Origin of the sequence: Rathayibacter sp. PhB179 (assembly GCF_004345345.1) — a bacterium.
Taxonomy (GTDB): domain Bacteria; phylum Actinomycetota; class Actinomycetes; order Actinomycetales; family Microbacteriaceae; genus Rathayibacter; species Rathayibacter festucae.
Map to the genome: position 1 here is coordinate 22232 of NZ_SLVD01000011.1, position 24671 is coordinate 46902.

Here is a 24671-nt window from a genome sequence, read left to right on the forward strand (position 1 = left end):
CGGTCTGGTGCGCTACCTCGCGGGGGAGGGGCGCGCGAACGAGCACACTGAGCAGCACTTGATCGCGGGGGACCCGGCGATCATGGCGATGCACGGTGAGAGCGTCCTCGACCAGGCCGAGGCCGCCGCGATCGCGGCGGAGTTGAACGAGTACAAGAACTTTTTCGGCGTCGACGTGACCCGCCAGGAGAAGGTGTTCGACAAGGACTCCGGCGAGCAGATCGGCAGCAAGCGCGTCGCCGCTGGTGTCTGGCACTGCTCCCTCTCGCTGCGTGCGGAGGAGGGGCAGCTCACCGATGAGCAGTGGGGACGGATCGCGACCGATTTCGTGGACCGGATGGGGTTCGCCGGTGAGTCCTCCGGGAAGGCGGACTGCCGGTGGATCGCGGTGCGGCACGGCCTGTCGAAGAACGGCAACGATCACATCCACATCGCTGTCTCTGCGGTGCGCGCCGACGGGACGAAGGCGCACTTCGCGTACGACAAGGCGCTCTCGCAGCGGGTCAGCCGGCAGCTGGAGAAGGAGTACGGGCTCGAACCGTTGCACGCGCCGGAGCGTGAGCTGGGGGAGCGCGGCGTGCGGCCGGGCGCGCGCGAGTCCGCGCAGCGCCGCGGGGCTGTCGAGGTCGACGCTCGCCGGCTCGAGCGCGCGGTGCGCTCGTCGGCATCCGCGTCAGCGGATGAGGCGGAGTTCGTTCGTCGGATGCGTCAGGCCGGCGTGCTCATCCGCCCGCGCTACGCGGCAGGCCGCGACGACGTCGTCGCCGGCTACTCAGTCGCCTTGCGTCCCGAGAAGGGCGCGCCGGTGGTGTGGCACGGCGGCGGGAAGCTCGCCCGGGACCTCACTCTTCCGGAGCTGCGGAAAGGTTGGCCGGACTCACCACAGTCCGCGCAGACAGCAGTCGATGAGTGGCGCGCGACAGCGAAGAACCCGTGGCGCTACGAGCCCGTCGCACCTGGCCGCGAAGCGACCGAACTCTCCAGCGACCTCTACTCCTCCTACGCGGAGGACATGGGGCGGCTGCACGACTACCTGAGTCGAGTGGACCCCTCCGATCGCGCGACCTGGGCGCACGCAGCCCGCGAAGCATCCGGCGCCTACGCCGCCTGGTCGAGGCGCCTCGAGCCGACACCCGGGCCGCTGGCCGAAGCGTCACGGACCCTCGCCCGCTCCGCGCATCTGCGTACGCACGAGTCGACGCCGCGGCCGGCGGCGATGCCGTCGATGGCCGGCACGACGATGCTTATCCTCGCGACCGCCGGGAAGCGGAACAAGGCCGCCGAGGAGGCCATGCTGCTGCGCCAGATCGTGCGCACCACGCGAGCGATCATGGACGCCCACAAGGCCGCCGGTGACGCCCGCCGTACCCGTGAGCTTGCAGGGACGATCCGGAACCAGTTGAAGACGGTCCACGAGGGCTACAGCGCGCAGATCCAGAAGAACGCCTGGGATGCGCTACCCGAGGACACCCGCCGAGCGCGCGAGACAGTGCAGGCGAGCTTCGCGACCGGGACTCCCGTCCCGACGAAGCTCACCAAGGCCGAGCCGAACGTCACCACGATCGCTGCGCCGCAGCACGGCACCGAGCCGCGCGAGCGCGACGGACACGACCGCTAGACCGACACCAGTGAAGGGGAGGAATCACTATGGCTGACGACGACGGAGGCGTGGAAGAGTCCATCAACTCGTCCGCGCGGATCGCGCTCACCATCGCGATCCAGCTCGGCGAGAAGCTGGCCCGCGCATACCAGGACGCGATGCGCGAAGCGGAGCAGCGCAGCGCCATCGAGGCGCGCGAGCTCGCAGCCCGCTACGAGGGCGAGCGGGCGTCCGCACGGCAGGCGGTGACAGTCGTGAACGATCCCCAGTGGTGGGATCAGGCGAGCGTGCGCGACGTCGCCCGCGTCGCGGAGACGGCGACCGCGTGGAAGGACGCGGACCCGCAGCTCGCGTCCGCCAGCGCACTGATCGCGGCAGAGGCGAAAGAGCGCTACGGCGTCGACGTCGCCACGCTGCAGGGCATCGCACGCGACACCCCGACCGAGCTGAACCTCGCGAAGCAGTGGGCCTCCACTGCCGCGCCCGATGGATACCACCGACACGACGATGACCGGCTCACCATGCCCGTCGGCGACATCCGCGAGCCCGACCCTTCGGCGGAGCGTGCGCTTATCGCGGACTACCGCGCGGCGGTCGCCGGCGACGTCCCCGCACTCGAGCTGAGCGTCGCGGAGGAGTGGAAGCGCGCCAACGATCCAGTCGGCTACCAGGACTACCGCGTTGAGACAGCCATCGCCTTCGATGACCATGGCCGCGCGCAGTCGGCGGATCCGGCGGTGGCTGAAGCCGCGCGCGCGGCTCTCGTGCAGGAGTGGCGCACCGACCAGGCCGGCGGGCTCACCGTCGCCGCAGCGGACGCCGAGCGGGCTCAGTCTCAGCGCGACATCACTGAGGCCCAGGTGATGATCGCGGAAGCTGACCGCCTAGACCGCGCCAGCGACGCCTCCTTCCCGGCCACTTCGTCAGAGATCCCGATCGACTCCGCACGACGTGCCGATGAGCTCGAGCAGCGAGCCGCTCAGTACGACCGCGAAGCGGAGGCCGGCGGGACCCCCGCGCAGAGCTCCGAGGAGCTGCGCAGCCTCGCTGAGGACGCTCGTGCCCAGGTCGCGCTCTATCGAGACGACAGCGGCCAGCAGAGCACCTCTGACGGCGCTCCCGCGCCCGCCCAGGAGGGGCGTGCGGCCGCGGCACGCTCCGAAGGAGCGCTTGCGTACGACAGTGCCGAGCGTCGGGCGCGCACCGCAGCATCGATGCAGGCTCAGAACGTTCCGGAGAAGCAGGTCAACGCGCGGATGACCGTTGACGCCTCCTTCGCGACTCCTGCGCGCGGCGCGGAGGCCACGAAGCGCACTCGCGTCCCCTCGACCCGAGGCGCGCGCGGCCAGATTGCGCAGATCGAACGATCCGAACCGGGCCGCTGACCCACCAGCAGAGGAGGGTCCCCTCGACACCGCTTGGTGTCAGGGGGCCCTCCTCTGCGGGTGGGCATGTGCCCAAGCCATCGAGCCAACGCAGTGTCGATCCAAATCCATGACCACAGATCGTGAGCGCGGAAGCGACGTTGGCGAAGACGACGTCGAAATCGAGGTCGACCTGGACTGCAGCGGGTCCTGCGCCGACGGCACCCGTCGCTTCACTGTCATCAGGGTGGTCAGCTTCCCACTCAGCGCCCCTCTTTGCGCGTCAGCGGCCCTAGCGTGGTTGACATCCGTCAACCCCGGTGTAGTCTTTCAGTTGCAAACTTGCGCTCGTCCGGCTTAGGTCCGATTGGTGCAGGGACCCTCTGTGTAGCCGCGGCAGCAGGGGGTTTGCTGTTTAAGTCACTGTCACCTGGAAGAAGCGTTTCGTGGCACGCAAGGGCTCGATGTACGAGTCGTCACTGCGTGCGATCCACTGCCGAGTCGCCCACGAGACGACGTCAGGTGCCCAGAGCAGTGATTCTGTCGCCGGTGAGCCCTGGTACACGAGTAGGGTCTCGTGGATAGTTCCAGCAGCTCGCAGCGCGTTGATTGTGCGTCCGTCGAAGTTCTGCTGATGCGTGTCCCGTCGGCGCTCCAAAACGACGAGCCCGGTGGGCTCGAGCATTCCGTTGTTGCACAACGCGCCGAGGAGAGCCCCGAAACAGGCCGCACGCGCACCTTCGGCATCCGCATCCGCGGCAGTGACTGGCGTCTGCACGGCGACCACGGTTGTCGCTGCGCGCGCGAGGTACCGGGACATCTTCAAAGTCTTCTCGCGGCCGTCCTCGTCACGAGCCGCCTGGGAGGTGTGCCACCGGGTTGAATCCGCGATGTCCGTGAGCTTCGCACGAATGCGCACGATGCGATCCCGGGGTATCACGACGGCCGTGAGGATGTAAAAGCCATCCCCATGGGCCTGGCCGGCGGTGCGGTAGCTCTCATCGATGTACACAACAGCGCCGGCCGAGCGATCGTACAAGGCACGCAGATCCGCGTCGGTGAAACCATCACCATCGAAGACAGAGCCTGAGGCACTAGTAGGTGTCGTCATTCATCGTCTCCAAAGTGGCCTGAACATCGGGATTGACGACGCGACCGCGTGATCCTGCTCCGAACGCATGCCGCGAGCCTACCGACGCTCTCACCGCAACAGCGATGAACCAGGTGTAGGCGCGAGCGCCTCGTTCCAGTGCACCCCTGCAGCCGCTGCCAGACCGCTGACCGCTGACCGCCCCTGCGACGGAGTGGCCCCGCACGGGCAAAATGGGGCGATGACAACACCCATAATCGAGGTGGTCGACGACCTGGAACGGAAGGGCGCTGAAGCGTTCCTCGCTGACCATATCTCCGGAAATCTAGCAACCGTCTTCTCGGTCTCCTTGGAGCGCAGTAGCGGTGGACCGAGTTCCCTCGTCCTACGAACAGCCGATGACTCGGGCATCGCGGCGGTAGTCCACATCGGTCCACCCTTCGAGGACGCATCATGGTTCTTGAAGGCGGGTCGCGAAGACCTGGCGGAGCTTCTCATCGCAGACACACGCATGGTGAACTCAATTGCCGTGAGACCGGAACTGCGCCGTAACGGCGTTGCAAGCGCCCTACTCGCTGAGGGTGAGCGGCGGGTCATGGACGAAGGCGTGCAGCTGATCTATGGCGTGGCCAACGGCGATGCCGAGATCGACGCCTTCTATCAGCGACACGGCTACGAAGTAGGGCCGCCCGCGACGCCGATGTTGATTCGGCTTGGCGACCACCGCATATTGATGCCGCTTGACGGTGAGCAGAACAGGTGGTTTTTCAAGGTAGTCAATCAGGATCTTTCCGCACGACGGCCCTACGCGATGGTGCGCACGCCTACGGCGCGACAGGTGGAGCTATACGAGCGCGAGAGCAAGCTGAGCGACTAGAAGCGCCCGCAAGCACCCCATGTAGGGAGCGAGTCGTTCCCGCGGGAAGACGCGCGGTCGGCGGTGACTGGTCGAGGTGCACGTTCCTCGATTCGAGGGTGACGCGCCGCACCAGCGGCCGCGGTCAGGGGGCCGGGCGGGGGGGGGCTCTTCTCTCTGAGCCGAATCGGCGCTCGCGCCCGCAAATTTCCGCTCGGCCGTCGACCCGTTACGACGTTGGAGGACGATCTCGAGAACGACGGTCACGGTCTTCGACTGCGTTGCACGAAGACACTGCGGAACCGCGTGGCGGGAGCGCGCCCACGAGCCGCATAACGTCATGATGGAGTCATGGCCAGTGCGCGACTAGATGAGCCTCACGAATGGATAGGTCGCTGGTGGCGCCCGGACCAGCCGGAGAAAGTGGCTTCGGGTGTTCTGACCTTCGATCCCGCCACTGGCATCCGTCTTCGTCTTATTGGGGGGTGGCAAACTCGGCTATCGACCGAGATCGTTACCGGAGTTCTTGCCGTGCACCAGGAAATCGAGCGATGGCCAGTGGTCCACGGGCTCAGTGAAAACACTCGTCTAACGCTTATCGACCCGTTCTCTGAATCATCTAGGGGTAACTACGGAGACGACCCGCACGACCAAACTCTCCGCGCATTTACGCTCCTTGAAGGCTGTCACCTTGACACGCCCGACTCGATCGCCTTCACGGGCGCGGGTATCACCGTTGAGAATCTGACGGGCTGGGCACATCGTGGAGCCGTCGAACGTAATCTTCACAGCCCACGAGTTCCCGCCCAGACAGCCAAGAACAATGTGAAAAGTGCCCTAGCACGGGTCGGTGACATCGATGCCACGCTTACTACTTACTCAGGTTTCAGATCGCTACAGAATCGTGCAGACGGCCGCTTCGAGACGCGACATACCGAAGCCTCCGTTACCTTCTCGTCAGCCGAGAAGCGTCCTATGGAGTCGTGGCTATCCCTAGTCGCAGGCATTGCTGATATGGTCTCGATATCTACGATGTCCGCGTGTGCGGCTTTGACGATGCAACTTCAGTTGCCCGCGAACGCCGGTGAGGCCCTCGATGGCTGCAGGAACGATTTCAAAATCGTTAATGTTTATCAGGAACACATTGTGAAGCCTGACGCGGGTCGAGAGGCAATTTTCTTCAATGATTTCGTCCTGACCGAGGCAGACCTGCCATGGGACGAGCTCCTGCCCGCCTGGCTAAAGGTACGCGACCAGTTCGCTGCCGCTCGAAGCTTGATCCTTGGTCTGCGGTACATCACGAAGGGATACCTCGGCTCACGAGTCGTATCCGCCGTGGCCGCTGCTGAGGCATTCCATCGAGGCTTGGACTTACCTGCGCCGGTCCCCGCAGACGAGTTCGCGGCACTGAGAAGGACACTGCTTTCTGCGGTCCCGAAGGAGCAACGCAACTGGGTTAATGATCGCGTGCAGTGGAACGAGCCATCACTAAAACAGCGACTAGTTGATCTTGCTGAGCGCCCGGGCGCGTTCATGAGAGTTCTTGTCCCCGACGTCCTAACGTGGGCGCGAGTGGCGGGTCGTTCCCGCAATGACCTCGCTCACCACGGCGACGCTGGGGAAGACTTCGAACAGCTCCATGCAGTTGTCGAGGTAACCGCGGCTGTTGTAGTCATGAATCTACTGCACGAGGTGGGCGTTCCCGAGAAGCGCCTAGCCGACGCGCTGCAAACCCATGCGCAGTTTCGAGCTGCCGCTGAACTTGCCCGCCGCCACTTCAGCTGACAGCGTAAAAAGCATCACCTTAGAAGTGGACCGAGGAGGCCGACCGGTGCGGTCGAACGGCCAATCACCAGCCCGTTTAGCAGAGCTTTCAACGCGGCGACACGGCGACAGTCCTCCGACCGATGCTTCCCTGCAACCGAGCGGCGCCCGTATGTGGCGGGACGAATGTCAAACTAGAACATGGACATTCCGCTGAACACGATCACAACTTCAAGTGTTCCGGTGATTCCGGAGGATGGTCAAGGCCCCATCGGCACCGCAACAGGCTTTGTGGCACGTGCTGACGGGGTCGACTACCTAGTTACCAACCGGCACGTCGTGACCGGCCTGGACAATATCACCCGGCAAAGCTTGGTTTCAAGTCGTCGACGCCCAACATCCCTCACCTGGACCGTCCAAGGGACGACCGGTCGCGCTCACCACCACCAATTGGAGCTCTACGACGCCGACTTTGAACCGCGATGGAACGAGCATCCGCAGTTCGGCGCCGCTGCCGACATCGTGGCAGTGCCGCTCGGTGCAGAAGGAGTCAGTGACCTCCACATGGCGCGACCGGTCGACACGGCGCGCATGTTGTCCGCGTCGGACAGCTCGTCACCGTCCATCAATGTGACCAACACGGTATTCGTCGTCGGTTACCCTCGAGGCCATTCCGGAGGGCTCCCGGCGGCGGCTGTGTGGACACAAGGCGTCATCGCTTCGGAGCCTGATCTCAACGTCCTTGGTGACTACCCGACCTTCTTCATCGACAGCACTACCCATCAGGGGCTGTCCGGTGCTCCTGTATACGTTGCAACAGACGAGCGGACGATTTGGCATCAGGGCGTCGGTAGGACATCGATGGGTTGGCCACCCACCGCCATCTTTCTCGGTATCTACTCCGGTCGAGCGTGGGACGGTTAAAATCTGGGCTACGTCTGGAAGGCATCGGCCGTTAATGAAGTGGTCAACGCTGGATCAGCCGCGAGCTTCCCCGAACGGGATGACGCAACCTAGGCGCAGCTCGTGTCCTCCCGATGCATAGTTTCAATAGCCGATAATCGAGACTATGTCAGTTTATGCTGCAGGTGCACTGTCGCTGCGGTCTGTAGGGGCAGGGACCGAGAGGCGGTGCTTCTTCGGGTGAGGCACCGTCTCTCGCGAGACCTCGGTGTCCGAGTCGTGTTCGGAGAGGTCGATGGGGCGGTTTGGTTCGACCCTGCACAGTCGACGGGCGTGCCGATGGTCCGCAGATCCGGCGTAGTAGCGGCCGCGGTGTAGATGGGTGAACCGTGGGCCGCGGCGTCGCTGCGGGATGTGAGAGCGTGGTTCGCATGACCGCAGTGATTCCGAGTGAGTACCGGGCGACTCTGGATGAGCTGAAGCGGCATGTGCATGCTGCTCGGTTCCAGGCGCAGCGGAAGGTGAACACGGAGCTTCTGCGGCTGTGGTGGCAGATCGGGTCGACGATCCTCGAGCGTCAGCAGCGGGAGCCGTGGGGGAGCAGTGTCCTCGAGCGTCTCGCTGAGGATCTGCGGGCGGAGTTCCCTTCGATGAAGGGGTTCTCCCGCGCGAACATCTTCTACATGCGTCGCTTCGCGGCGGCGTGGCCGGATGAGGACGCAATTGTCCAACGACCCGTTGGACAATTGCCGTGGGGCCACATCACCGAGCTGCTCGACAAGCTCGACGACAAGGAGTTGCGTGAGTGGTATGCCGCGAAGGACGTCGCTCATGGCTGGAGCCGACCGGTGCTCGGGCACCAGATCAAGACCCGGCTGCACGAGCGAGAAGCTGCAGCACCGAGCAACTACGCCGGCACTCTCGCGCCGGTCGACTCCGATCTCGCTCAGCAGATCACTCGTGATCCGTACGCGCTGGACTTCCTCGCGATCGACAGCGACGCCACGGAGCGTGAGCTGGAAGAGCGCATGGTCGTCCGCATCGCGGACACCCTCCGCGAGCTCGGACCAGGGTTCGCGTTCGTCGGCCGACAGGTGCACTTCGAGGTCGACGGCGACGACTTCTTCGTCGACCTCCTGTTCTTCCATGTCGACCAGCTCCGCTACATCGTCGTCGAGCTGAAGACCACGAAGTTCGATCCGCGAGATGCGGGACAGCTCGGCTTCTACGTCGCCCTCGTTGACGACAAGCTGCGCGTCCTCGGCAAGCACGAACCGACGGTCGGGATCCTCGTCGTCACTGACAAGAACGACGCCGTTGTCCGCTACGCCCTGGCCTCCACCACCCAGCCCGTCGCCGTCAGCCGCTACGAGCTCTCCGAGGAAGCCCAAGCAGCGCTGCCCGACGAGGCCTCCATCGTCGACGCGTTCACCAGAGATGCAGCAAGTCCCGAGGTTGAGTAGCAGGCTGAGGAGCGCAGACGTCGACCCGGGCTGTGGGACCGAGAGCCTCAGGCTCTGTTCCCCGTCGAAATGGCTGACACTTCGGGGGCCCGCCTCGGTAGTGAACGCTCGACGACACCGACACGGGTGGCTAGGTTGAACAGCCGCCGAGGTGCCGGCCCGGTGACGATGACCTGATCAGTCCTGCCCGATCGAGCGATATATCTCCGATAATCGACGTTATGTCAGTTTGTTCGCACACACTCCGCCCGACGGGCTCCGAGGTGTGGTTGCACACGAGCCTCGAAACCCGCCGGAGTCACGCCGGCTAGGCGCCGGGTGCGAGGCCGAGCTGCGTGAGGATGCCGAGCTCGTCGCTGCTTCCCCAGCGCTCGGCGAGCTTGCCGTCGACGAAGGTGCTGATCTGCATGCCGCGGATCTTCACGGACTTGCCCGTCGGCGCGTGGCCCTGGAACACACCGGTCTGCGTGCCGGTCAGCGTGTAGGCGAAAGCGACGCTGTCGTCGTCCGCGACGAGCTTCTCGACCTCGAGCGCCATGTCGGGGAACGCGGTCCGCAGGTCGCCGAAGAACGCGGCGTATCCCTCCGGACCGGGTGCCTGGCCGGGCGCCGGGTCGTGATCGACAGAGTCGGGCGCGACGAGTGCGTCGAACGCGGCAAAGTCGCCGGCGTTGACCGCCTCACCGAAGGCCTGCTGGGAGGCGATGTTCTGCTCGCGAGTCATGTGCTGTTACCTGTTCTGCACCGGTCCGGTGCCTCGAGGAGTGGTGCGGGTCGTCAGCGACGGTACGCAAGCCCGTCGAGGGCGGTACAGGGCTTGCGCGCTCCCCGGGCGCTTCCCACTGCCGCTTCTCATAAGCGAGATTATGTCATCAGGTCGGAGGCGCGGTGGCGGTGGGCAGAGTGCGCCTGTGGAGTTGGTTAGCGAAGCTGACCCGCTCGCCTGATCTCATCTCAGCTCGACGAGCTACGTAAAGCGCCCGCTCGCCCCGCGTCCGGGATGTGGACAGAGCGTTGCCCGCTGGGTGTGGCCGGGTCGACGGGCCGGGCCGGACCGGGCAGCAGTTGGCGCCCGCCAGCGACCAGCCAGCTGCTACACGTTACATGAGCATTTATCCGATAATGTATCTTATGTCAGTTTATCGCGCGGTCATCCGGAGGAGTGGTGCTCTGGTCGCTCCGATGCTGTCTTCCTCGACCGGGCGGTCCGCTTGCGAGCGGTACAGTCTTAGTCCCGTCCAGGCGGAGGCGACCGAGGAGAGAGCGATGGCGACGATTAAGGACGTCGCGGTGCGTGCAGGCGTCGCTCTCGGCACGGCGTCCCGGGTGCTGAACGGCAGCACGCAGACGTCACCCGAGTCCCGCGCGCGTGTCCTCGAGGCCGCCGCGGCCCTCGACTACGTGACACATGGGCCGGCGCGGGCGCTTAGAAGGTCCCGGACCGATGTGCTGGGTCTGCTCGTGTCGGACATTCGGAACCCCTTCTTCTCGGAGCTCGCCCATGCGGCGGAGCGGGAGGCGACGAAGCACGGGTACACCGTCCTGCTGGCGAACGCCAACGAGAACGCGGCCCAGGCCGAGGACTCGCTCCGAATCTTCGCCTCTCAGCGCGTGGACGGCCTGCTGCTCGCACCGCAGGGGCCGGTCACTCCGCGTTTGACCGCTCTGATCGGCTCCGGCTTGCCCGTCGTCCTGCTGAACCGCGCCCTCGACGGCGTCGACGTTCCCCTCTTCGCTACCGACAACACCCAGGGCGTGGCATTGATCCTCGACTGGCTGCAGCGGCGTGGCCACTCCGACGTGGCTTTCATCGGCGGGCCGACCGCGTTCTCGACCGGTGCCGAGCGCAGGAGTGCGTACCTGCGAGGTAGAGCAGCGCACGGCGTCTCAACAGACGACGCCCTCCTCGAAGAGGGCGACTTCCTCGCCGACGGAGCTGAAGCCGCGATGATGCGTATCTTGGCCAGGGGCGTGCGCCCCACCGCGGTCTTCGGCGTCAACGGACCGACCACGCTCGGGGCGATGCGCGGACTGCACCGCGCGCTCGGCCATGAGTACGCATCGCGAGTGGAGATGATCTCCTTCGGCGACCTGGACTGGTTCGAATACGCCTCCCCGCGCATCAGCGCGGTCAGCACCGGCGCCGAGCAGATCGGCCGCTGGGGGGCCGCGGGAGTCCTCGCGCTCATCGCGGGCGAGCCCGTTGTGTCGAGATTCTTCGAGCCCGAGCTCCTCGACCGCTCCGGCGCCTGATCCACCGGCGCTTGCGGAGTCACCTGTATCCGTGCAAAAGTGTCGTCGTATCCGTGGAATCGTTTCCATGGAAACGTTTCACGAAGGAGTGCACAGTGCGCGCAGGAGACACCGCTGAGGTCGTCGTCGTCGGCAGCATCAACGCGGACACGACGTACCGTCTGGCCGCTCTGCCGAGGCCCGGCGAGACGGCGATCGTGCGATCCGCCTCGGTCTCCGCCGGCGGCAAGGGAGCGAACCAGGCCATCGCTGCGGCAGCGGCGGGAGCGCGGACCCGCATGGTGGGACTGGTCGGCGCCGATGCAGACGCGGACGCCGCTCTCCGATCTCTCCGCGAGCGCGGAGTCGACACCGACGATGTCGGGCGCGTGGCGGGGGCGACGACCGGACGTGCGGTGATCGCGGTGGACGACGAGGGCGAGAACTCGATCCTCGTCCTCTCCGGCGCGAACGCGCTGGTCGAGGAGACCGCCGTGGTGGCCGGACTCTCCGCGCTCTCCGCCGGCGACGCGCTCGTCCTGCAGAACGAGGTCCCCGCTGGAGCGAATCACGCGGCCGCCCGCCGCGGCCGAGAGGTCGGCGCCACCGTCATCTGGAACGCCGCGCCTGCGCCGATTACGCTCGACGAGCTCGTCCTCGAGGCCGACGTCCTCGTCGTCAACGCCCACGAGCTGGACCGCATCGCCGCCCTACTCGACGTCGACCGCGACACTGCCTCCTTTCCCGATCCGCCTCTCGAGCTGCTCCGGCGGACTGCTGTCGCCCTCTCTCCGAGCGGCCGGCTGACCGGGGTGTGCACCCTCGGCTCGGACGGCGCCGTCTTCGTCGCGGCTGACGCCTCCGGCCGGGTGCGGGCGCCTCGCGTCCGCGCGGTCGACACGACCGCCGCCGGCGACACCGTCGTCGGCTACCTCGCGGCCTCGCAGACCGCTCCGCTCGAGGAGCGCCTGCTCCTGGCCGCTGCGGCTGGAGCCGTCACTGTCACGCGCGCCGGCGCGTCCTCCTCCATCCCCGCCCTCCGCAAGGTCGAGCAGCTGCTCGCCACCACCACCGAAAGGACCGACGCATGAGAGTCGCCGTAGGAGCCGACCACGCAGGCTTCCCCGTGAAAGCGCGGGTCATCGCCGCCATCGAGGCACTCGGCCACACCGTGATCGACCGTGGAACGGACAGCACGAGCCCGGTCGACTTCCCCGACATCACCCAGGCCACGTGCGCCCCGGTGCTCGACGGCAGCGCCGACCGCGCCGTGCTCGTCTGCGGCACCGGTGCCGGCGCGATCATGGCCGCCAACAAGATCCCGGGCATCCGCTGCGGACTCGCCAACGAGTCCTACTCCGCCCATCAAGCGGTCGAGCACGACGACGCCAACGTGATCGCCCTCGGTGCGTGGCTCGTTCCGCCCGCCTTCATCGACGAGATCGTCGCCTCGTTCCTCACGGCGACCTTCGACGACGACGAGGACACGCGTCGACGCGTGCGCAAGCTCAACGCCCTCGACGAGCTCCTCCCCTCCCCTTCCCCATCCGTCTGACTCCCACCGATCAAAGGAGATCCTCTGTGACCACCACTGACTCCAGCCCGCGCGTCTCCGTGCTCGGCTCGAAGGACCGCAACAAGACGGCCCTCGCCGCCGCCCTCGGCACGAGCGTCGAGAACTACGACTTCATCTCCTACGGCACCGCTTCAGCGCTCTACTTCAGCGCGGTGTTCTTCCCCGAGAGCGACCGCTTCATCGGCACGCTGCTCTCCTTCGCCACTCTCGCGGTCGGATTCCTGATGCGACCTCTCGGCGGAGCGGTCGGGGGCTATCTCGCCGACCGCTTCGGACGGAAGCCCGTGCTCGTCGGCGCGATGCTCGTGATGGGCGGCGCCACGTTCCTGATCGGCCTGCTCCCCACGTACGCGCAGATCGGCGTCCTCGCTCCCGTCCTCCTGGTAATCATCCGCATGATCCAGGGTCTCGCGTTCGGCGCCGAGTGGGGCGGTGCGATCACCATGGCCTACGAGCACGCGCCGTGGAACCGCCGCGGCATGTACGCCGCCATCCCCCAGGCCGGCAACCCGCTCGGCATCGCTCTGGCCAGCGGCATGTTCCTCGTCTGCGCCAATCTCGAGGGAGACCTCCGCTGGCGCATCCCCTTCCTGCTCAGCGCTGTCCTCGTCGTCGTCGCCCTGGTCGTCCGCTCGAAGCTCTCCGAGTCGCCCGAGTTCGAGGATGCGAAGGCCGACGGCCGGATCGAGAAGAATCCGTTCCTCACCACCCTCCGGCGGGACTGGCGGAGCATCCTGCGCGTCATCGCCCTGCGTATCGTCGAGTCCTTCGCCTACTACTCCACGGCGACCTATCTCCTGAACTACCTCACCGAGCGATACCCGGACATCCGGCCGACCGCCCTCGGCGCGATCACCGCAGCGAGCCTCGTCGCCATCTTCACGACCTTCCTCGCCGGCTCGTTGACGGACCGGGTCGGACGCCGTCCGGTCTACATCGTCGCCTGCGTCGTCGCCATCGCGTTCGCCTTCCCGATGTACCTGCTGACCAATGACGGCCAGCCCGCACTCGTCATCGCCGTCTTCGTCTTCGGGATCGGCTTCATCCACGCCTCCCTGACCGGCACCCAGGGATCGCTTCTGACAGAGCAGTTCGGCACCTCGACCCGAACCTCCGGCGCGTCTCTGGGCTACCAGATCGCTGCCGCGCTGGGCGGGTTCGCGCCGCTACTCGCGGCTGTCCTCGTGGGCTGGCTCGGCTGGCCCGGTGCCTCGCTGCTCTACATGGTCGCGTCGGTGATCGGCCTCTTCGGCATTTTGATCACCCGCGAGACCTATGGCCGTGCCGAGCGGGCCCGTGTGGAAGCACTCGTCTCCGCAGAACGAGCATCTCTGCGCTGAGACGACCAGCGGGAGTCCTTCGCAGGTCACCTGCGAAGGACTCCCGCCGACTAGCTGGTGAGTGCGATGACGCTCGGCGGCTTCGCCTTCAGCTGACTCCTCCGTTGACCGTCAGCACGCCCGGGCTGCTCATCATCGGACAGTACCCACTCGCCGTCGGGCGTCCGTTCGCAACGTCGGTGGTTCCGGGGTGGCGCGTGAGCGCCCGGCCGGCGCCACCGTGCTCTGACCCCTACAAGCCTTCACAGCTCGCAGGGAGAGGCGGGACCTTTTCGGCTGATCAGTACGCCTCGTAGTCGTACTCCTGGAACGCGGCGACCTCACTCAGCCAGCGCTCGCTCACGAACGCGGCGTGGTCAGGATGCGCGTCGTACTCCGCGTAGGCCGAGCGATCCGCGAATACCATGGAGAACTGCCAGGCGAGAGGGCTCTTCGAGCTCACCTGCCGGTTCACGGTGAAGTCCTGCACCCTCGGGATTCCGGTCAGGATCCGTACGGCATCGGCGAGGAAGGCTGCTTCCTCGGTCGAACCAGGCGCGTGCGCGAGCCTGAAGACGACCGTGTGCTGGATGGTGGGCGGCATCGGGCCGTCGCCCCCCTGAATCGGCTGATTCCCGTTCATGCGGTGCGTCCGTCTGTGCTGAGGAAGCGGTAGCCCCCCTCGAAGGAAGCGAGGAGCTCCTGTGCGTGGTTGTGGTGGTCGACGGTGAGGCCGAAGGTCGCGGCGACCTCTGCGAGCGTGTCGAGGCGGTCGGCGATCTCCGCGACGCCGACCTGGTTCAGCCGGCGCTCGACCAGGACGTAGGGGTCGATGACGGTCGTCGGGCCGATCGTGGCCTGCTTTTCGAGCGATCCGTTCGGATGCTCGGAAAGCTCCGTCGCCGGCGTGGACAGCTGGAGGGAGGCGGTAGGAAGAGCCATGGAACAGATTCCTTGTCTGCAGTAGGTGGACGGGTGTCCGCGGGCGTCGATTCCGGTGCGAAGGGGCTGTTCAATGCTGAGAACCGGCGATGTCGGTCCATTCCCCGGTGCGTGCGGAGCGGAGGACGGCGTCGACGACCCGGACCGAGCGCAGACCGTCGCGGACGGTCGGGAGACCCTCCGGAGTGTCTCCTGCGACGGCGGCGTAGGCGTCGGTGATGAGCTGCGCGAACGCGTCGGTCCAGCCCTGGGAGTGGCCGGCGGCGATGAGGTTCATCCGGGCCTGGTCGGGAGAGACTCGGCCTTCGCCGCGGTGGAGGATCGTCGATCCGGAGGTGCCGCCGAACCAGGCGGACTCGGGGTGCTCCTGGTCGAAGACCGCGGAGCCGGCCGAGCCGTCGATCTCGAGCCAGAGCCGGTTCTTGCGTCCGGCCGAGACTTGCGAGATGACGGTGTTCGCCAGGATGCCGCTCGTGGTGCGGAACGTCGCGATGGCGATGTCCTCTGTGGTCACGTCGGCGAGGGTCGAGCCGCTGGACTCGCCGCCGAACGAGGCTCCCGATTCTGCCGGCCGGGAGGGGTAGGCGATGGACATCGACGCGCTCGTCGCGAGCAGCTCTTCGCCCGACACGAACGCGGCGAGGTCGGCCCAGTGCGAGCCGATGTCGGCGAAGGCGCGAGAAGGGCCGCCCTTCGCGGCGTCGACGCGCCACGACGAGGCTCGCGGGGAGGCGAGCCAGTCCTGCTGGTAGCTGCCGTGAACGAGGAGCAGGTCGCCGAGCTCACCGGCCAGTCGTCGCGCTCGGATCTCGCGGATCATCGGGTGGTAGCGGTAGACGAACGGCACGGCGGCGACGATCCCCGCCGCGTCGACGGCCTCGGCGAGCCGCTCCGCCTCACCCACCGACATCGCGATCGGCTTCTCTATGACGAGGTGGATCCCGGCGTCGGCGATCCGCACGCCGTAGGGGACGTGCGTGTCGTTCGGGGTACAGACGTGCACCACGTCGGGGCGGTCGGCGAGAACCTCTTCGAGGTCCTCGTATCCGCGCGGGACGCCCCACTCGGCGGCGACGGCCGCGGAGCGCTGCGGGGTCGAGCCGAGGACGCCGAGGACGTCGGCACTGGCGAGACGGGCGGCGCGCAGATGCGCGGCGCCGATCATGCCCGTGCCGACGATGACGATGCGAGGTGTGTGACTCATGTCCTTCTCTTGCGGATCAGTCGCGGGGGTAGTCGACGAAGGCGAATGCGGAGCCGTCCGGCGCCCAGCTGGGCACGTTGACGGTGCCCTGCCCGCCGTGCAGCGCGACGATCGTGGTCGGCTCGGTCCAGGCGCCGACCCGCACGAGGCGGAGCTCCACGGAGAGGTCGCCGGGGTGGCCCGTGGTTCCGGGCGGGTAGCTGAGGTAGGCGACGACGTCGCCGGTGGGGGCGATGTGCGGGAACCAGTTGACGCGCTCGTCGAAGGTCAGCTGCTCGAGGCCGCTGCCGTTCTCGCGGATCCTGGCGAGCTGCGCGTGGCCGGGGGTCTCGCTGAACTGCTCGGTGTTAAAGAGGATCCACTCGCCATCCGGGGTCCACTCGCAGCCGTCGGCCGGGCCGGGGTGCGTGGTGATGCGCCGGTCTCCGCCGCCGCTACTGGACATCGTGTGGATGCGCGCCGACGCCCACCAGTCGTCGCCCTCGGGCTCGAGACGGACGTAGGCGAGGCGGAGGCCGTCCGGCGTCACGCCGTGCAGGAAGTGCAGGGCGCCGTCGTCCTCGGTCAGCCGGGTCGGCTCGCCACCCGCGATCGGCACCGACCAGATGTGCCAGTCGTTCGCCGATGCGTAGACGACGTCGCCCGAGGGCGCGAGCACGTGGTCGTTGTTGACCGGTGGGAGCCCGGGTGCCTCGATCGCGACCGGCTCGTCGGAGCCGTCGGCCGGCAGCAGCCAGAGGCGTCCGTGCGCGTTGACGAGCAGGCGGCCGTCCGAGGTCCAGTTCGGGGCTTCGTACGGATGCGCGCGGGACTCGGCGACGGTGCGGACCTCTCCGGTGGCGCGTTCCCAGATGCGGATGCGGTCTCGCTGGCCGGGCTGCAGCTGCGGCAGCGGAGGACTCTCGATCACGACGCCTCCTCGGCGATCTGGGCGCGGATGCCCTCGACGATCAGGTCGTGGTCCTCCTGCGACGAGAGCCCGGAGGCCGTGGCGACGGCCACGACGCCCACGCCGCGCACGCGGAGGGGGACGGCCCCGGCGGTGATCGCGTAGCGGTGATCGAGCCAGGTCCCTCCCGGGGGGCGAGAAGCTCGCTGTCAGCGTGCTGCTGCACGCGCCCAGCTACCAGGACGACGTGCCCTTCGGCGTCCTGAAGCCCACGACGATGCAGGGCGGAGTGGGGCGCGAGACATCGGAACCGCGGCACGGCCAGGTCGCTCGGCTCTCGCAGTGGGACTTCGGATTGACCGTCGGCATCTGGCGCCTGCTCGACATCGCTCAGCAGACCGGGGTGCCGGTCGCGGTCGCGCTCGACGCTGCCGGTGTGCGGGAGATGCCGGGCCTGGCACGGCTCGCCGCCGAGCGCGCCCAGGAGATCGTCGTGCGCGGGCGGGCAGCGAACGACATTCTGGGAAGCGGTGTCGTGGACGAGCGCGGATACATCGCGGATGCGCGATTGGCCGTCGAGACGGCGACCGGCCGCTCCACGAGCGGCTGGTTCGGGCCGGAGCGCGGCCAGAGCCCGCAGACGACGACGCTGCTGCGCGAGGCGGGCTTCTCGTGGTTCGGCGACTGGCCCGTCGACGAGCGTCCCGTCGCGCTCTCGGGCGGTGCCGCCGGCCTCGTCGCGCTGCCGCATCCGCTGGAGACCGAGGACATGTTCTCGCTGTACACGCGCGGTCTGCCGTTCGCCGACTACGAGCGGGCGCTGGAGGACACCTTCGACCAGCTCATTCGAGACGCCGAGATCGTCGGTCCCCGCTACCTCGGACTGAGCTGGTTCGGCTGGGTGCTCGGACAGGCGTGCTTCGCCGACGTCGCCGAGCGGATACTCGCTCGCCTCGCCGCGCATCCCGATGTGCTGCTCGCGACCCCGAGCGAGATCGCCGCACTCACGTGACCCGCACCGACATCGAGGGGCCTCCCGCCGCGGCGACCCCTCGCGATTTACCGCGTCGTCTCGCCTGGGCACTGGGCTCCGGCACCGTGCTGCAGGGACTCAACTCGGCGATCATCGCTGTCGCGCTCGTCCCGATTGCGCTGCAGTTCGGCTCGGACGACTCCATCCCCTGGCTCGTCAGCGGCCTGTACATCGCCGCTGCCATCGGCGCCCCCGCGGGGGGCCGACTCGCCGACCTCTTCGGCCCGCGCCGGGTCTACCTCGCCGGCCTCGTCATCGTGCTCGCGGCCTCCGTCGCCGGCCCGTTCATGCCCTCCGTCGAGTGGCTGGTGATCGACCGTGTCGTCCTGGGTCTTGGCACGTCCATCCAGTTCCCCGCGGCGATGGCGATCATCCGGCGCCGAGCCGCCACCACCGGTCTCAACCCGGTCGGCGCGATCGGGATCATCGCCCTGTGCGGTCAGGCCACGGCGGCCCTCGGGCCGACTGTCGGCGGTCTCATCATCGCCGCGACGGGCTGGCAGGGGATCTTCTGGGTGAACCTGCCGATCATCCTGAACTCCGCGATCTGGGTGCTGCGCGGTGTCCCCGCCGACGAGCCGACGCCTCATAAGGGTTTCGTGCCGACGGTCCGTTCGCTCGACCCGCTCGGCGTCCTGCTCTTCGTCGCTACGCTCGTCGCACTCATGCCCGGCCTGCTCTCGCTCACCAGTGAACCCCTGTGGCCGGCTCTCGCCGCCGTCGTCCCCCTCGTGGGCGCACTGATCTGGCGTGAGCTCCGCGCCGGATCGCCGTTCGTCGATCTGCGCCTGATGGGACGGCATCCGCAGATCGCGCTGACCTGCCTTCGCGCGATCGCGACCTTCACGTCGTTCTACTGCGTGTTCTACGGGCTCCCGCAGTGGCTCGAGTCAACACGCGGACTGGACCCCGCCGCGACAGGCCTGCTGATGCTGCCCGTCTTCGGGGTTGGCGTGCTCTCGACGCTGGTGGCGACCAGGCTCGGACGCCGGGTCGGACCGCGTGCGCTCCTAGCCGTGGGCACCACGGGCATGATCGCCGCCGGGGTCATCTTGCTGTTCTTCGTCGACGCCTCCAGCCCAGTCTCCCTGCTCGTGGGGGTCGCCGTGCTGCTCGGCATCCCGAACGGATTCAACAACCTCGGCAACCAGCTCATCCTGCACGCGGCCGCGCCGTCAACCGTTGCCGGATCGGCGAGCGGGCTCTACCGCACCGCTCAGTACGTCGGCGCTTGCACCTCGTCCGTCGTCGTCGCGCACTCCTTCGCGACGACGACCGCTGACGGCGGCATCGCCCTGCTCGGCGCCTGGATCGCCGGACTGGGAGCTGTGCTTCTCCTGCTCAATTCGATCGCGATGCTCGTCGGCCGTCACCGCATTAGGCATCGCTTACCCGATGATGCCGCCGGCAACGACGTACCGAAGCGTCGACCCTTCTCGTTCTCGCTTCGCCGTGGTCACGCTGTCCTCGACGTGCACGGCGACCTGATCCCCACTAGGCGAAAGAGGGATGCGCGCTGAGCCGCGGTATCGCCTTCACAGCACTTAGTCGGGTCATCTGCTCGCCAGAGACGGAGCGTCTGTTCGAATGTTCGTCCAAGCGCTGCTTCTGGAGGAGCGAAGGACGGCGTCGACGATGCGGACTGATCGTAGGCCGTCATGCACAGTCGGTAGGCCTTCCGGGTTCTCTCCGCGGGTTTTCGCGTAAGCATCGGCGATGAGCTGTGCGAACGCGTCCGTCCACCCTTGGGAGTGCCCGGCGGCGATCAGGTTCATTCTGGCCTGGTCTGCCGACACCGTCCCCTCCCCCCGGTGAAGGACGGTCGAACCATCGGTGCCTCCGAACCATGCGGATTCAGGATGCTCCTGATCGAATACCGCAGATCCCTTCGACCCGTCGATCTCCAGCCAGAGACGGTTCTTGCGGCCGGCAGAGACCTGCGAGATGACAGTGTTGGCTAATATCCCTCTCTCCGTCCGAAATGTCGCAACCGCGACGTCTTCGGTGTGGACTTCGGCAAGGGGCGTTCCCGTCGGGGTGCCTCCGAAGGACTCGCCCGTTCCAGTCGGCCGCGATGGATAGGCGATCGCGAAGGAAGCTGTCGTGGCGGTGAGCTCTTCGCCCGAGACGAACGCAGCGAGGTCAGCCCAGTGAGAGCCGATGTCTGCGAACGCGCGGGACGGCCCGCCCTTCGCTGCATCCACCCGCCACGAGGAAGCCTGTGGCGACGCGAGCCAGTCCTGTTGGTAGCTGCCGTGCACCAGGAGCACGCTTCCGAGGCCGCCGGAGAGCCGGCGTGCTCGGATCTCTCGAATCATCGGGTGGTAGCGGTAGACGAACGGCACCGCGCCGACGACTCCTGCTTCCTCGACGGCGGCGACCAGCTGTTCGGCGTCTTCAACTGACGTTGCGATCGGCTTCTCGATGATCAGATGGATTCCCGCGCGAGCGATGCGCACTCCGTATGACACGTGGGTGTCGTTCGGAGTGCAGATGTGCACGATATCGGGTTGATCGGTGATGACCTGTTCGAGGTCGGAGTAGGCACGCGGGACGCCCCATTCGGCAGCAACGGCTGCTGAACGAGACGCGGTGGATCCGAGGACACCGATCACGTCGGCTCCTGCAGCCCGGGCCGCACGCAGATGCGCGGCGCCGATCATGCCGGTTCCGACGATGACGACACGCTGACGCTGAGACATGAGTTCTTCTGCTTCCAATTTGGTCGTGGAGCGGGAGGGTGGTGTGCTGGGAGGGACGAAGAATGTCGCGGCTGTGGCTGGGCACTCGGTTCCTCATCGGCCGAGCAGCCTCACCCGAAGGTGTTCTGTTCCGCCGGAGTGTCGTCCGTCCGACTCAGAAGTCGAGAGCAGTCGTGGACGGGTATGCGACGAAGGCGAAACGTCGGCCGTCCGGCGCCCAGCTGTTCGTATTGAGAGACCCTTGGCCGCCGAAGAGCGTGGTGACCGTGATCGGATCGCCGCCCCCCGCCGGGAGAATGCGCAATTGCACCTCTACATCAGCGGGATGACTGATGGTGCCCGATGCATAGCTGATGTAGATGAAGCGGGATCCATCGGGCGACAGGTGCGGGAACCAGTTCACGCGCTCGTCGAAGGTGAGCTGCTCGCGCCCTGTGCCGTTCAGCCGCATGCGGAAGATCTGGGAGTGCCCTTTCACCTCGGCAGCCTCTTCGGAGTTGTAGTACAACCAGGTTCCGTCCGGCGAGAACTCGGGCCCGTCGAAGTCGTTCACTCCCTCAGTGAGCTGCACGTCGGGCCCACCCGCCGCCGGGATCAGCGCGAGATTGCGGCGAGCACGCGGCTCGTCGCCTTCCGGCTCGACCGAGACGTAGGCGAGTGTGCTCTCATCCGGTGAGACGCCGTGGAGCCAGTAGCTGTACTGCTGCTCCGTCGGGTGCTCGTTCGAGACGCGTCGGGCGTCTCCTCCGTTGACGTCGACGCAGTAGAGGTGACCCTCGGCACTGAAGTAGACGCGTTCCCCGTCGGGCGAGAGGACATGATCGTTGTTCACCCCGCTGACCGCGCCGATCGGGATCTCCTGCAGCGGCCCCGATCCATCTGCTGGCAGGCGATACAGCCTGCCCTGCCCATTGACGACCAGCCATCGGCCGTCAGGCGTCCAGTTTGGCGACTCGATCATCCGGTCGAGCTCGAGCAAGACTTTCTCGGTGCCCTTGTCGAGATCGGCGATGATCAGCTGCGACACCTGACCGGTCTGCAGGTCGGTGCGGCCGGCATATCGGTTGGTCGAGAGCCCGGTCGAGGCCGTGGAGGAAGTCATTCTGAAACCCTTCTTCATGATGTCGTGAGTCATGCCCAGGCCTCGTGGTCTGAGACGAGTGGGCCCTCGGCGGCGGCGCGGCGAATTGCGAGCGCGACCGCGTGGTCCTGGCACGCTTCAGCGAGGGAGTAAGGCGGGGGCCCCTCTCCGCGTACCCACTCCCCTGCATCGGCGACGAGGTCGGCCACGGCCAGCTCGTCGTCCGAGAATCTTCCGCCCTCGAAGCGGTTGCGGTGCAGGACCCGGCCGTCGAACGCAACGGTGGTCGCGTCGGCGCCCTCGAGGTTGAGGCCGCGGCCGGAGATGCCTCTTTCGAGGCGGGAGATCACGGGAGCGGTCGGCCCGATCATCCTGACCACGACGTTGTCGTGGATCTCACCGAGTGACCCACGGACCGTCAGCCTGTCGGGCCGCAGCGGGTTCCACCACTGGTTATCCGTGAAGTCGTACAGCCCGCGCGTGCCGTTCTCGAAGACGAGGCTCGCGAGCGTGTGCACCACGGGTCTCGGCTCGGCGACGCCCGTCCAGCCGGCCGCGTCCAGAGGATCGAGCAGAGGAACAACCATGCTCTGGGCGGTCACCTGCACGGGTCCCCGACCAGCGCCGAGCAGCCCTCTTATCAGTGCGACGGCGTGGTACTCATGTGTCGAGCTGACGTGGACGAAGCTCGGCTCGCCGATCGTCCCCTCGGCCACCAGTGCTCCGATCGTGGCGGTGAGCGGGTAGCGCGGGTACTGCTCCGCGACGGCGACCAGGCCACTCGTACCGACGTCCCGCCACAGTGCTCGGAGACTGTCGAGATCGGGGGCGGGTGGCGTCTCTGCCAGGACCGGCACTCCGCGCGCGACCAGCTCGCGGATGAAGGCTGGCGTGACCTCCCAGGGCACCGACACGACGACGAACTCCGGCCGCGTCGCGAGCAGGGCGTCGAGATCGGAGACGACGGCGATGTCTCGACCTGCCGAGTTGCCGACCTCCTCGGGGCGCCGGGCGAGTAGTGCCGTCACCTCGAACAGGTCCGGTCGCGCTCGGGCGAGATCGAGGTACACGGTCGAGCGCCAGCCTGCTCCGATGACGGCGAAGCGGGCCCGGTAAGGGGCCGGAACGCCGTTTGTCCGGTTCGCAGCGGTCTGCCGCGACGGCCTGCTCGGCGTCACGCGGCGGGCACAGTCGTCACGCGACACCGGCGAATCCCGGGGAGTACCAGTCCCCCGCGGGCACCTCGATGACGTGCAGGAGCAGATCGTGGCGGGGAATCCCGATCGCCTCCAGCTCGTCGGCGATCGCGACTAAGCCGTCGTGCTTCCCTGCGGAGGAGGCGTAGCCGACGCCGGCGAGGATCTCGATGAAGACGATGTCCTCGCGGGGAGGCTCGGGGTGAGCCCGACCGAAGACGAGTTCACCGGGCTCGTGGAGGCGGAAGGTCTGGAAGAGGTCGGTTGCGGGCATGTCGAAGCCCCGTACCATTCCGGCGAGGATCGCCGCACTTAGTTCGGGGAGTCGGTCACGATAGCCGCTGTGCAGGTCGATGCGGGCGTGGGGCATGTCTGTTCTCCTTCGGAGAGGTGGATCCCGGCCGCGGGCTCGCGGCGAGTGGTTGTCGGACGAGTGCGTGTCTCAGCCGCGGGCGTCGAGCCAGTGCTCCGAGGGTGGGCGCAGCGCCTCGATGCGCGCCCAGATCTCGGCCGGCACGGGGCGGGCGAGAGCGTCGAGCGTCCACTCGACCCGCTCGGGCCGGCTCATGCCGACCAGAGTGCAGTCGACCAGCGACTCACGGAGCGCGTACTGGAGGGCGACAACGCCCAAGGCGACGCCGTAGTCGTCGCAGACGTCCGCCATCGCCGCGACGGCGGCGAGCACTGCGGGAGAAGCGGGCCGGTAGGCGTAGCTGACGATGCCCGAGCGGGGAGCCGCGAGCAGGCCGCCGCCGAGGACTGCAGCGTTGAAGACCGCCATGCCTCGTGACGACGCGTCATGCATCACCGCCTCCGCGCTGCGGTCCACCAGTGTGAGTCGGTTGTGCACCAGCAGCGCATCGAAGACGCCCAGATCGACGTATCGCTGCATGGTCGGGGCGTGTCCTCCGGCGACCCCGATGGCGCCGATGACGCCCTCCTCGCGCAGTGCGACAAGGGCCTCGACGGCGCCTCCTGGGGCCGCCAGCTCCTCGAACTCGAAGAACTCCGGGTCATGCAAGTGCACGAGCGGAAGCCGGTCCATGCCCAGTCTCTGCTTGCTCTCCTCCACCGATCGGCGGACCCGCTCGCCTGAGTAGTCGCGCCCGGATGCGTCGACCTTGGTGACGACGAGAGTGTCCTGGTCGCGTCCGACGCGGTCGAGAGCGGTGCCGATGCGGCGCTCGCTCTCACCGTCGTTGTATCCGTTGGACGTGTCGATCACGGCGATCGGGCTGCGCAGCACCGCCTCGACGAGATCGACGGCCCTGTCAGCCGGTACGGAGTAGCCGAGTACCTCCGGCATGCTGGCGAGGGGTGCTCCTCCGAGACCGATCGCCGAGACCGTCAAGCCCGTGCGCCCAGCAGGCCGGAGCCAATCCGGGGCACCCGGAGTCGAGTCCGGCCGTGTTCCTGTCGCTGCGTTGTTCATCGTGACTCCTTCGTCGGGTGCTTCT

At 67.1% G+C, this 24671-nt stretch carries 23 protein-coding genes and 1 pseudogene; 12 read left to right on the forward strand and 12 right to left on the reverse strand.

Annotated features, from left to right (window positions below):
• Nucleotides 1-7 precede the first annotated feature (7 nt).
• Both EDF43_RS18815 and EDF43_RS18820 read left to right on the forward strand, forming a co-directional pair.
• Nucleotides 8-1618, forward strand: coding sequence for a relaxase/mobilization nuclease domain-containing protein (locus EDF43_RS18815; RefSeq protein ID WP_165932481.1), 1611 nt, complete (start codon nt 8-10; stop codon nt 1616-1618).
• A 29-nt stretch (nt 1619-1647) separates the two neighbouring features.
• A complete protein-coding gene (locus tag EDF43_RS18820; RefSeq protein WP_132438194.1) occupies nt 1648-2985 on the forward strand; it encodes a hypothetical protein in 1338 nt (445 codons plus the stop codon).
• A 394-nt stretch (nt 2986-3379) separates the two neighbouring features.
• Here the strand turns inward: EDF43_RS18820 and EDF43_RS18825 are convergent, their stop codons facing one another.
• A complete protein-coding gene (locus tag EDF43_RS18825) occupies nt 3380-4075 on the reverse strand; it encodes a hypothetical protein (RefSeq protein ID WP_132438193.1) in 696 nt (231 codons plus the stop codon).
• Between the two features lie 220 nt (nt 4076-4295).
• On the opposite strand from EDF43_RS18825, the gene EDF43_RS18830 reads away from it, so the two are divergent.
• The 4 genes from EDF43_RS18830 (at nt 4296) to EDF43_RS18845 (ending at nt 9040) form a co-directional block, all read left to right on the forward strand.
• Entirely contained in the window at nt 4296-4931 is a 636-nt protein-coding gene (locus tag EDF43_RS18830) for a GNAT family N-acetyltransferase (protein WP_165909201.1), read from the forward strand.
• A gap of 330 nt (nt 4932-5261) precedes the next feature.
• Nucleotides 5262-6695 carry a HEPN domain-containing protein gene (locus EDF43_RS18835; RefSeq protein ID WP_165909200.1) on the forward strand — a complete coding sequence of 478 codons (1434 nt, stop codon included), beginning with the start codon at nt 5262-5264 and terminating at the stop codon, nt 6693-6695.
• 180 nt (nt 6696-6875) lie between these two features.
• On the forward strand, nt 6876-7598 hold the full coding sequence (locus EDF43_RS18840; protein WP_132438190.1) for a trypsin-like peptidase domain-containing protein: 723 nt from the start codon (nt 6876-6878) through the stop codon (nt 7596-7598).
• A 410-nt stretch (nt 7599-8008) separates the two neighbouring features.
• Nucleotides 8009-9040, forward strand: coding sequence for a PDDEXK nuclease domain-containing protein (locus EDF43_RS18845; protein WP_132438189.1), 1032 nt, complete (start codon nt 8009-8011; stop codon nt 9038-9040).
• A 307-nt stretch (nt 9041-9347) separates the two neighbouring features.
• Here EDF43_RS18845 and EDF43_RS18850 read toward each other — a convergent pair whose 3' ends face one another.
• Nucleotides 9348-9764: an ester cyclase gene (locus tag EDF43_RS18850; RefSeq protein ID WP_056045707.1), complete on the reverse strand. Its 417-nt coding sequence runs from the start codon at nt 9762-9764 to the stop codon at nt 9348-9350.
• Nucleotides 9765-10144: 380 nt separating this feature from the next.
• Here EDF43_RS18850 and EDF43_RS18855 point away from each other — a divergent pair, with 380 nt between their 5' ends.
• The 4 genes from EDF43_RS18855 to EDF43_RS18870 all read left to right on the forward strand — a co-directional run bounded on the left by EDF43_RS18855 (nt 10145) and on the right by EDF43_RS18870 (nt 14188).
• The gene (locus EDF43_RS18855; RefSeq protein ID WP_132962526.1) at nt 10145-11293 is read left to right on the forward strand and encodes a LacI family DNA-binding transcriptional regulator; all 1149 of its coding nucleotides are present in this window, start codon (nt 10145-10147) and stop codon (nt 11291-11293) included.
• A gap of 95 nt (nt 11294-11388) precedes the next feature.
• Nucleotides 11389-12363, forward strand: coding sequence for a ribokinase (locus EDF43_RS18860; protein WP_165909199.1), 975 nt, complete (start codon nt 11389-11391; stop codon nt 12361-12363).
• Entirely contained in the window at nt 12360-12827 is a 468-nt protein-coding gene (locus EDF43_RS18865; RefSeq protein ID WP_132438186.1) for an RpiB/LacA/LacB family sugar-phosphate isomerase, read from the forward strand. Before EDF43_RS18860 ends, EDF43_RS18865 begins: the two co-directional genes overlap by 4 nt.
• 26 nt (nt 12828-12853) lie before the next feature.
• Complete coding sequence (locus tag EDF43_RS18870; protein WP_132438185.1) at nt 12854-14188, forward strand: MFS transporter; 1335 nt, start codon at nt 12854-12856, stop codon at nt 14186-14188.
• Between the two features lie 280 nt (nt 14189-14468).
• Here EDF43_RS18870 and EDF43_RS18875 read toward each other — a convergent pair whose 3' ends face one another.
• The 5 genes and pseudogenes from EDF43_RS18875 to EDF43_RS18895 all read right to left on the reverse strand — a co-directional run.
• Complete coding sequence (locus EDF43_RS18875; protein ID WP_243646371.1) at nt 14469-14810, reverse strand: Dabb family protein; 342 nt, start codon at nt 14808-14810, stop codon at nt 14469-14471.
• Nucleotides 14807-15109: a hypothetical protein gene (locus EDF43_RS18880; protein ID WP_132438184.1), complete on the reverse strand. Its 303-nt coding sequence runs from the start codon at nt 15107-15109 to the stop codon at nt 14807-14809. The genes EDF43_RS18875 and EDF43_RS18880 overlap by 4 nt, the downstream gene beginning before the upstream one ends.
• 70 nt (nt 15110-15179) lie before the next feature.
• On the reverse strand, nt 15180-16313 hold the full coding sequence (locus tag EDF43_RS18885) for a Gfo/Idh/MocA family oxidoreductase (RefSeq protein WP_132438183.1): 1134 nt from the start codon (nt 16311-16313) through the stop codon (nt 15180-15182).
• A gap of 16 nt (nt 16314-16329) precedes the next feature.
• Nucleotides 16330-17223: a PD40 domain-containing protein gene (locus tag EDF43_RS18890; protein ID WP_132438182.1), complete on the reverse strand. Its 894-nt coding sequence runs from the start codon at nt 17221-17223 to the stop codon at nt 16330-16332.
• A pseudogene (locus tag EDF43_RS18895) lies at nt 17220-17366 on the reverse strand (heme-binding protein); the annotation flags it as partial. The gene EDF43_RS18890 and the pseudogene EDF43_RS18895, both read right to left, overlap by 4 nt.
• 50 nt (nt 17367-17416) lie before the next feature.
• Between EDF43_RS18895 and EDF43_RS22015 the strand changes: the two are divergent.
• Nucleotides 17417-18214: a hypothetical protein gene (locus EDF43_RS22015; protein WP_165909198.1), complete on the forward strand. Its 798-nt coding sequence runs from the start codon at nt 17417-17419 to the stop codon at nt 18212-18214.
• Nucleotides 18215-18300: 86 nt separating this feature from the next.
• Entirely contained in the window at nt 18301-19755 is a 1455-nt protein-coding gene (locus tag EDF43_RS18900; RefSeq protein ID WP_243646376.1) for an MFS transporter, read from the forward strand.
• Nucleotides 19756-19788: 33 nt separating this feature from the next.
• Here the strand turns inward: EDF43_RS18900 and EDF43_RS18905 are convergent, their stop codons facing one another.
• The 5 genes from EDF43_RS18905 to EDF43_RS18925 form a co-directional block, all read right to left on the reverse strand.
• Nucleotides 19789-20937 carry a Gfo/Idh/MocA family oxidoreductase gene (locus EDF43_RS18905; RefSeq protein ID WP_132962528.1) on the reverse strand — a complete coding sequence of 383 codons (1149 nt, stop codon included), beginning with the start codon at nt 20935-20937 and terminating at the stop codon, nt 19789-19791.
• Nucleotides 20938-21091: 154 nt separating this feature from the next.
• Complete coding sequence (locus EDF43_RS18910; RefSeq protein WP_207901853.1) at nt 21092-22072, reverse strand: PD40 domain-containing protein; 981 nt, start codon at nt 22070-22072, stop codon at nt 21092-21094.
• Nucleotides 22069-23112: a Gfo/Idh/MocA family oxidoreductase gene (locus EDF43_RS18915; protein ID WP_279389013.1), complete on the reverse strand. Its 1044-nt coding sequence runs from the start codon at nt 23110-23112 to the stop codon at nt 22069-22071. Before EDF43_RS18915 ends, EDF43_RS18910 begins: the two co-directional genes overlap by 4 nt.
• A 100-nt stretch (nt 23113-23212) precedes the next feature.
• Nucleotides 23213-23488, reverse strand: a complete 276-nt coding sequence (locus EDF43_RS18920; protein ID WP_165932482.1) for a tautomerase family protein — start codon at nt 23486-23488, stop codon at nt 23213-23215.
• 168 nt (nt 23489-23656) lie between these two features.
• Nucleotides 23657-24646: an aldo/keto reductase gene (locus EDF43_RS18925; protein ID WP_132438176.1), complete on the reverse strand. Its 990-nt coding sequence runs from the start codon at nt 24644-24646 to the stop codon at nt 23657-23659.
• Between the last annotated feature and the right edge of the window lie 25 nt (nt 24647-24671).

What these genes read in the sequence shown, in the direction of transcription:
- EDF43_RS18830 (WP_165909201.1), top strand. Translation starts at nt 4,296, where the DNA reads ATGACAACACCCATAATCGAGGTGGTCGACGACCTGGAACGGAAGGGC.
- EDF43_RS18880 (WP_132438184.1), bottom strand. Translation starts at nt 15,109, where the DNA reads ATGGCTCTTCCTACCGCCTCCCTCCAGCTGTCCACGCCGGCGACGGAG.
- EDF43_RS18875 (WP_243646371.1), bottom strand. Translation starts at nt 14,810, where the DNA reads ATGAACGGGAATCAGCCGATTCAGGGGGGCGACGGCCCGATGCCGCCC.
- EDF43_RS18910 (WP_207901853.1), bottom strand. Translation starts at nt 22,072, where the DNA reads ATGACTCACGACATCATGAAGAAGGGTTTCAGAATGACTTCCTCCACG.
- EDF43_RS18885 (WP_132438183.1), bottom strand. Translation starts at nt 16,313, where the DNA reads ATGAGTCACACACCTCGCATCGTCATCGTCGGCACGGGCATGATCGGC.
- EDF43_RS18820 (WP_132438194.1), top strand. Translation starts at nt 1,648, where the DNA reads ATGGCTGACGACGACGGAGGCGTGGAAGAGTCCATCAACTCGTCCGCG.
- EDF43_RS18925 (WP_132438176.1), bottom strand. Translation starts at nt 24,646, where the DNA reads ATGAACAACGCAGCGACAGGAACACGGCCGGACTCGACTCCGGGTGCC.
- EDF43_RS18905 (WP_132962528.1), bottom strand. Translation starts at nt 20,937, where the DNA reads ATGTCTCAGCGTCAGCGTGTCGTCATCGTCGGAACCGGCATGATCGGC.
- EDF43_RS18840 (WP_132438190.1), top strand. Translation starts at nt 6,876, where the DNA reads ATGGACATTCCGCTGAACACGATCACAACTTCAAGTGTTCCGGTGATT.
- EDF43_RS18855 (WP_132962526.1), top strand. Translation starts at nt 10,145, where the DNA reads ATGAGCATTTATCCGATAATGTATCTTATGTCAGTTTATCGCGCGGTC.
- EDF43_RS18850 (WP_056045707.1), bottom strand. Translation starts at nt 9,764, where the DNA reads ATGACTCGCGAGCAGAACATCGCCTCCCAGCAGGCCTTCGGTGAGGCG.
- EDF43_RS18865 (WP_132438186.1), top strand. Translation starts at nt 12,360, where the DNA reads ATGAGAGTCGCCGTAGGAGCCGACCACGCAGGCTTCCCCGTGAAAGCG.
- EDF43_RS18825 (WP_132438193.1), bottom strand. Translation starts at nt 4,075, where the DNA reads ATGACGACACCTACTAGTGCCTCAGGCTCTGTCTTCGATGGTGATGGT.
- EDF43_RS18845 (WP_132438189.1), top strand. Translation starts at nt 8,009, where the DNA reads ATGACCGCAGTGATTCCGAGTGAGTACCGGGCGACTCTGGATGAGCTG.
- EDF43_RS18920 (WP_165932482.1), bottom strand. Translation starts at nt 23,488, where the DNA reads ATGCCCGCAACCGACCTCTTCCAGACCTTCCGCCTCCACGAGCCCGGT.
- EDF43_RS18835 (WP_165909200.1), top strand. Translation starts at nt 5,262, where the DNA reads ATGGCCAGTGCGCGACTAGATGAGCCTCACGAATGGATAGGTCGCTGG.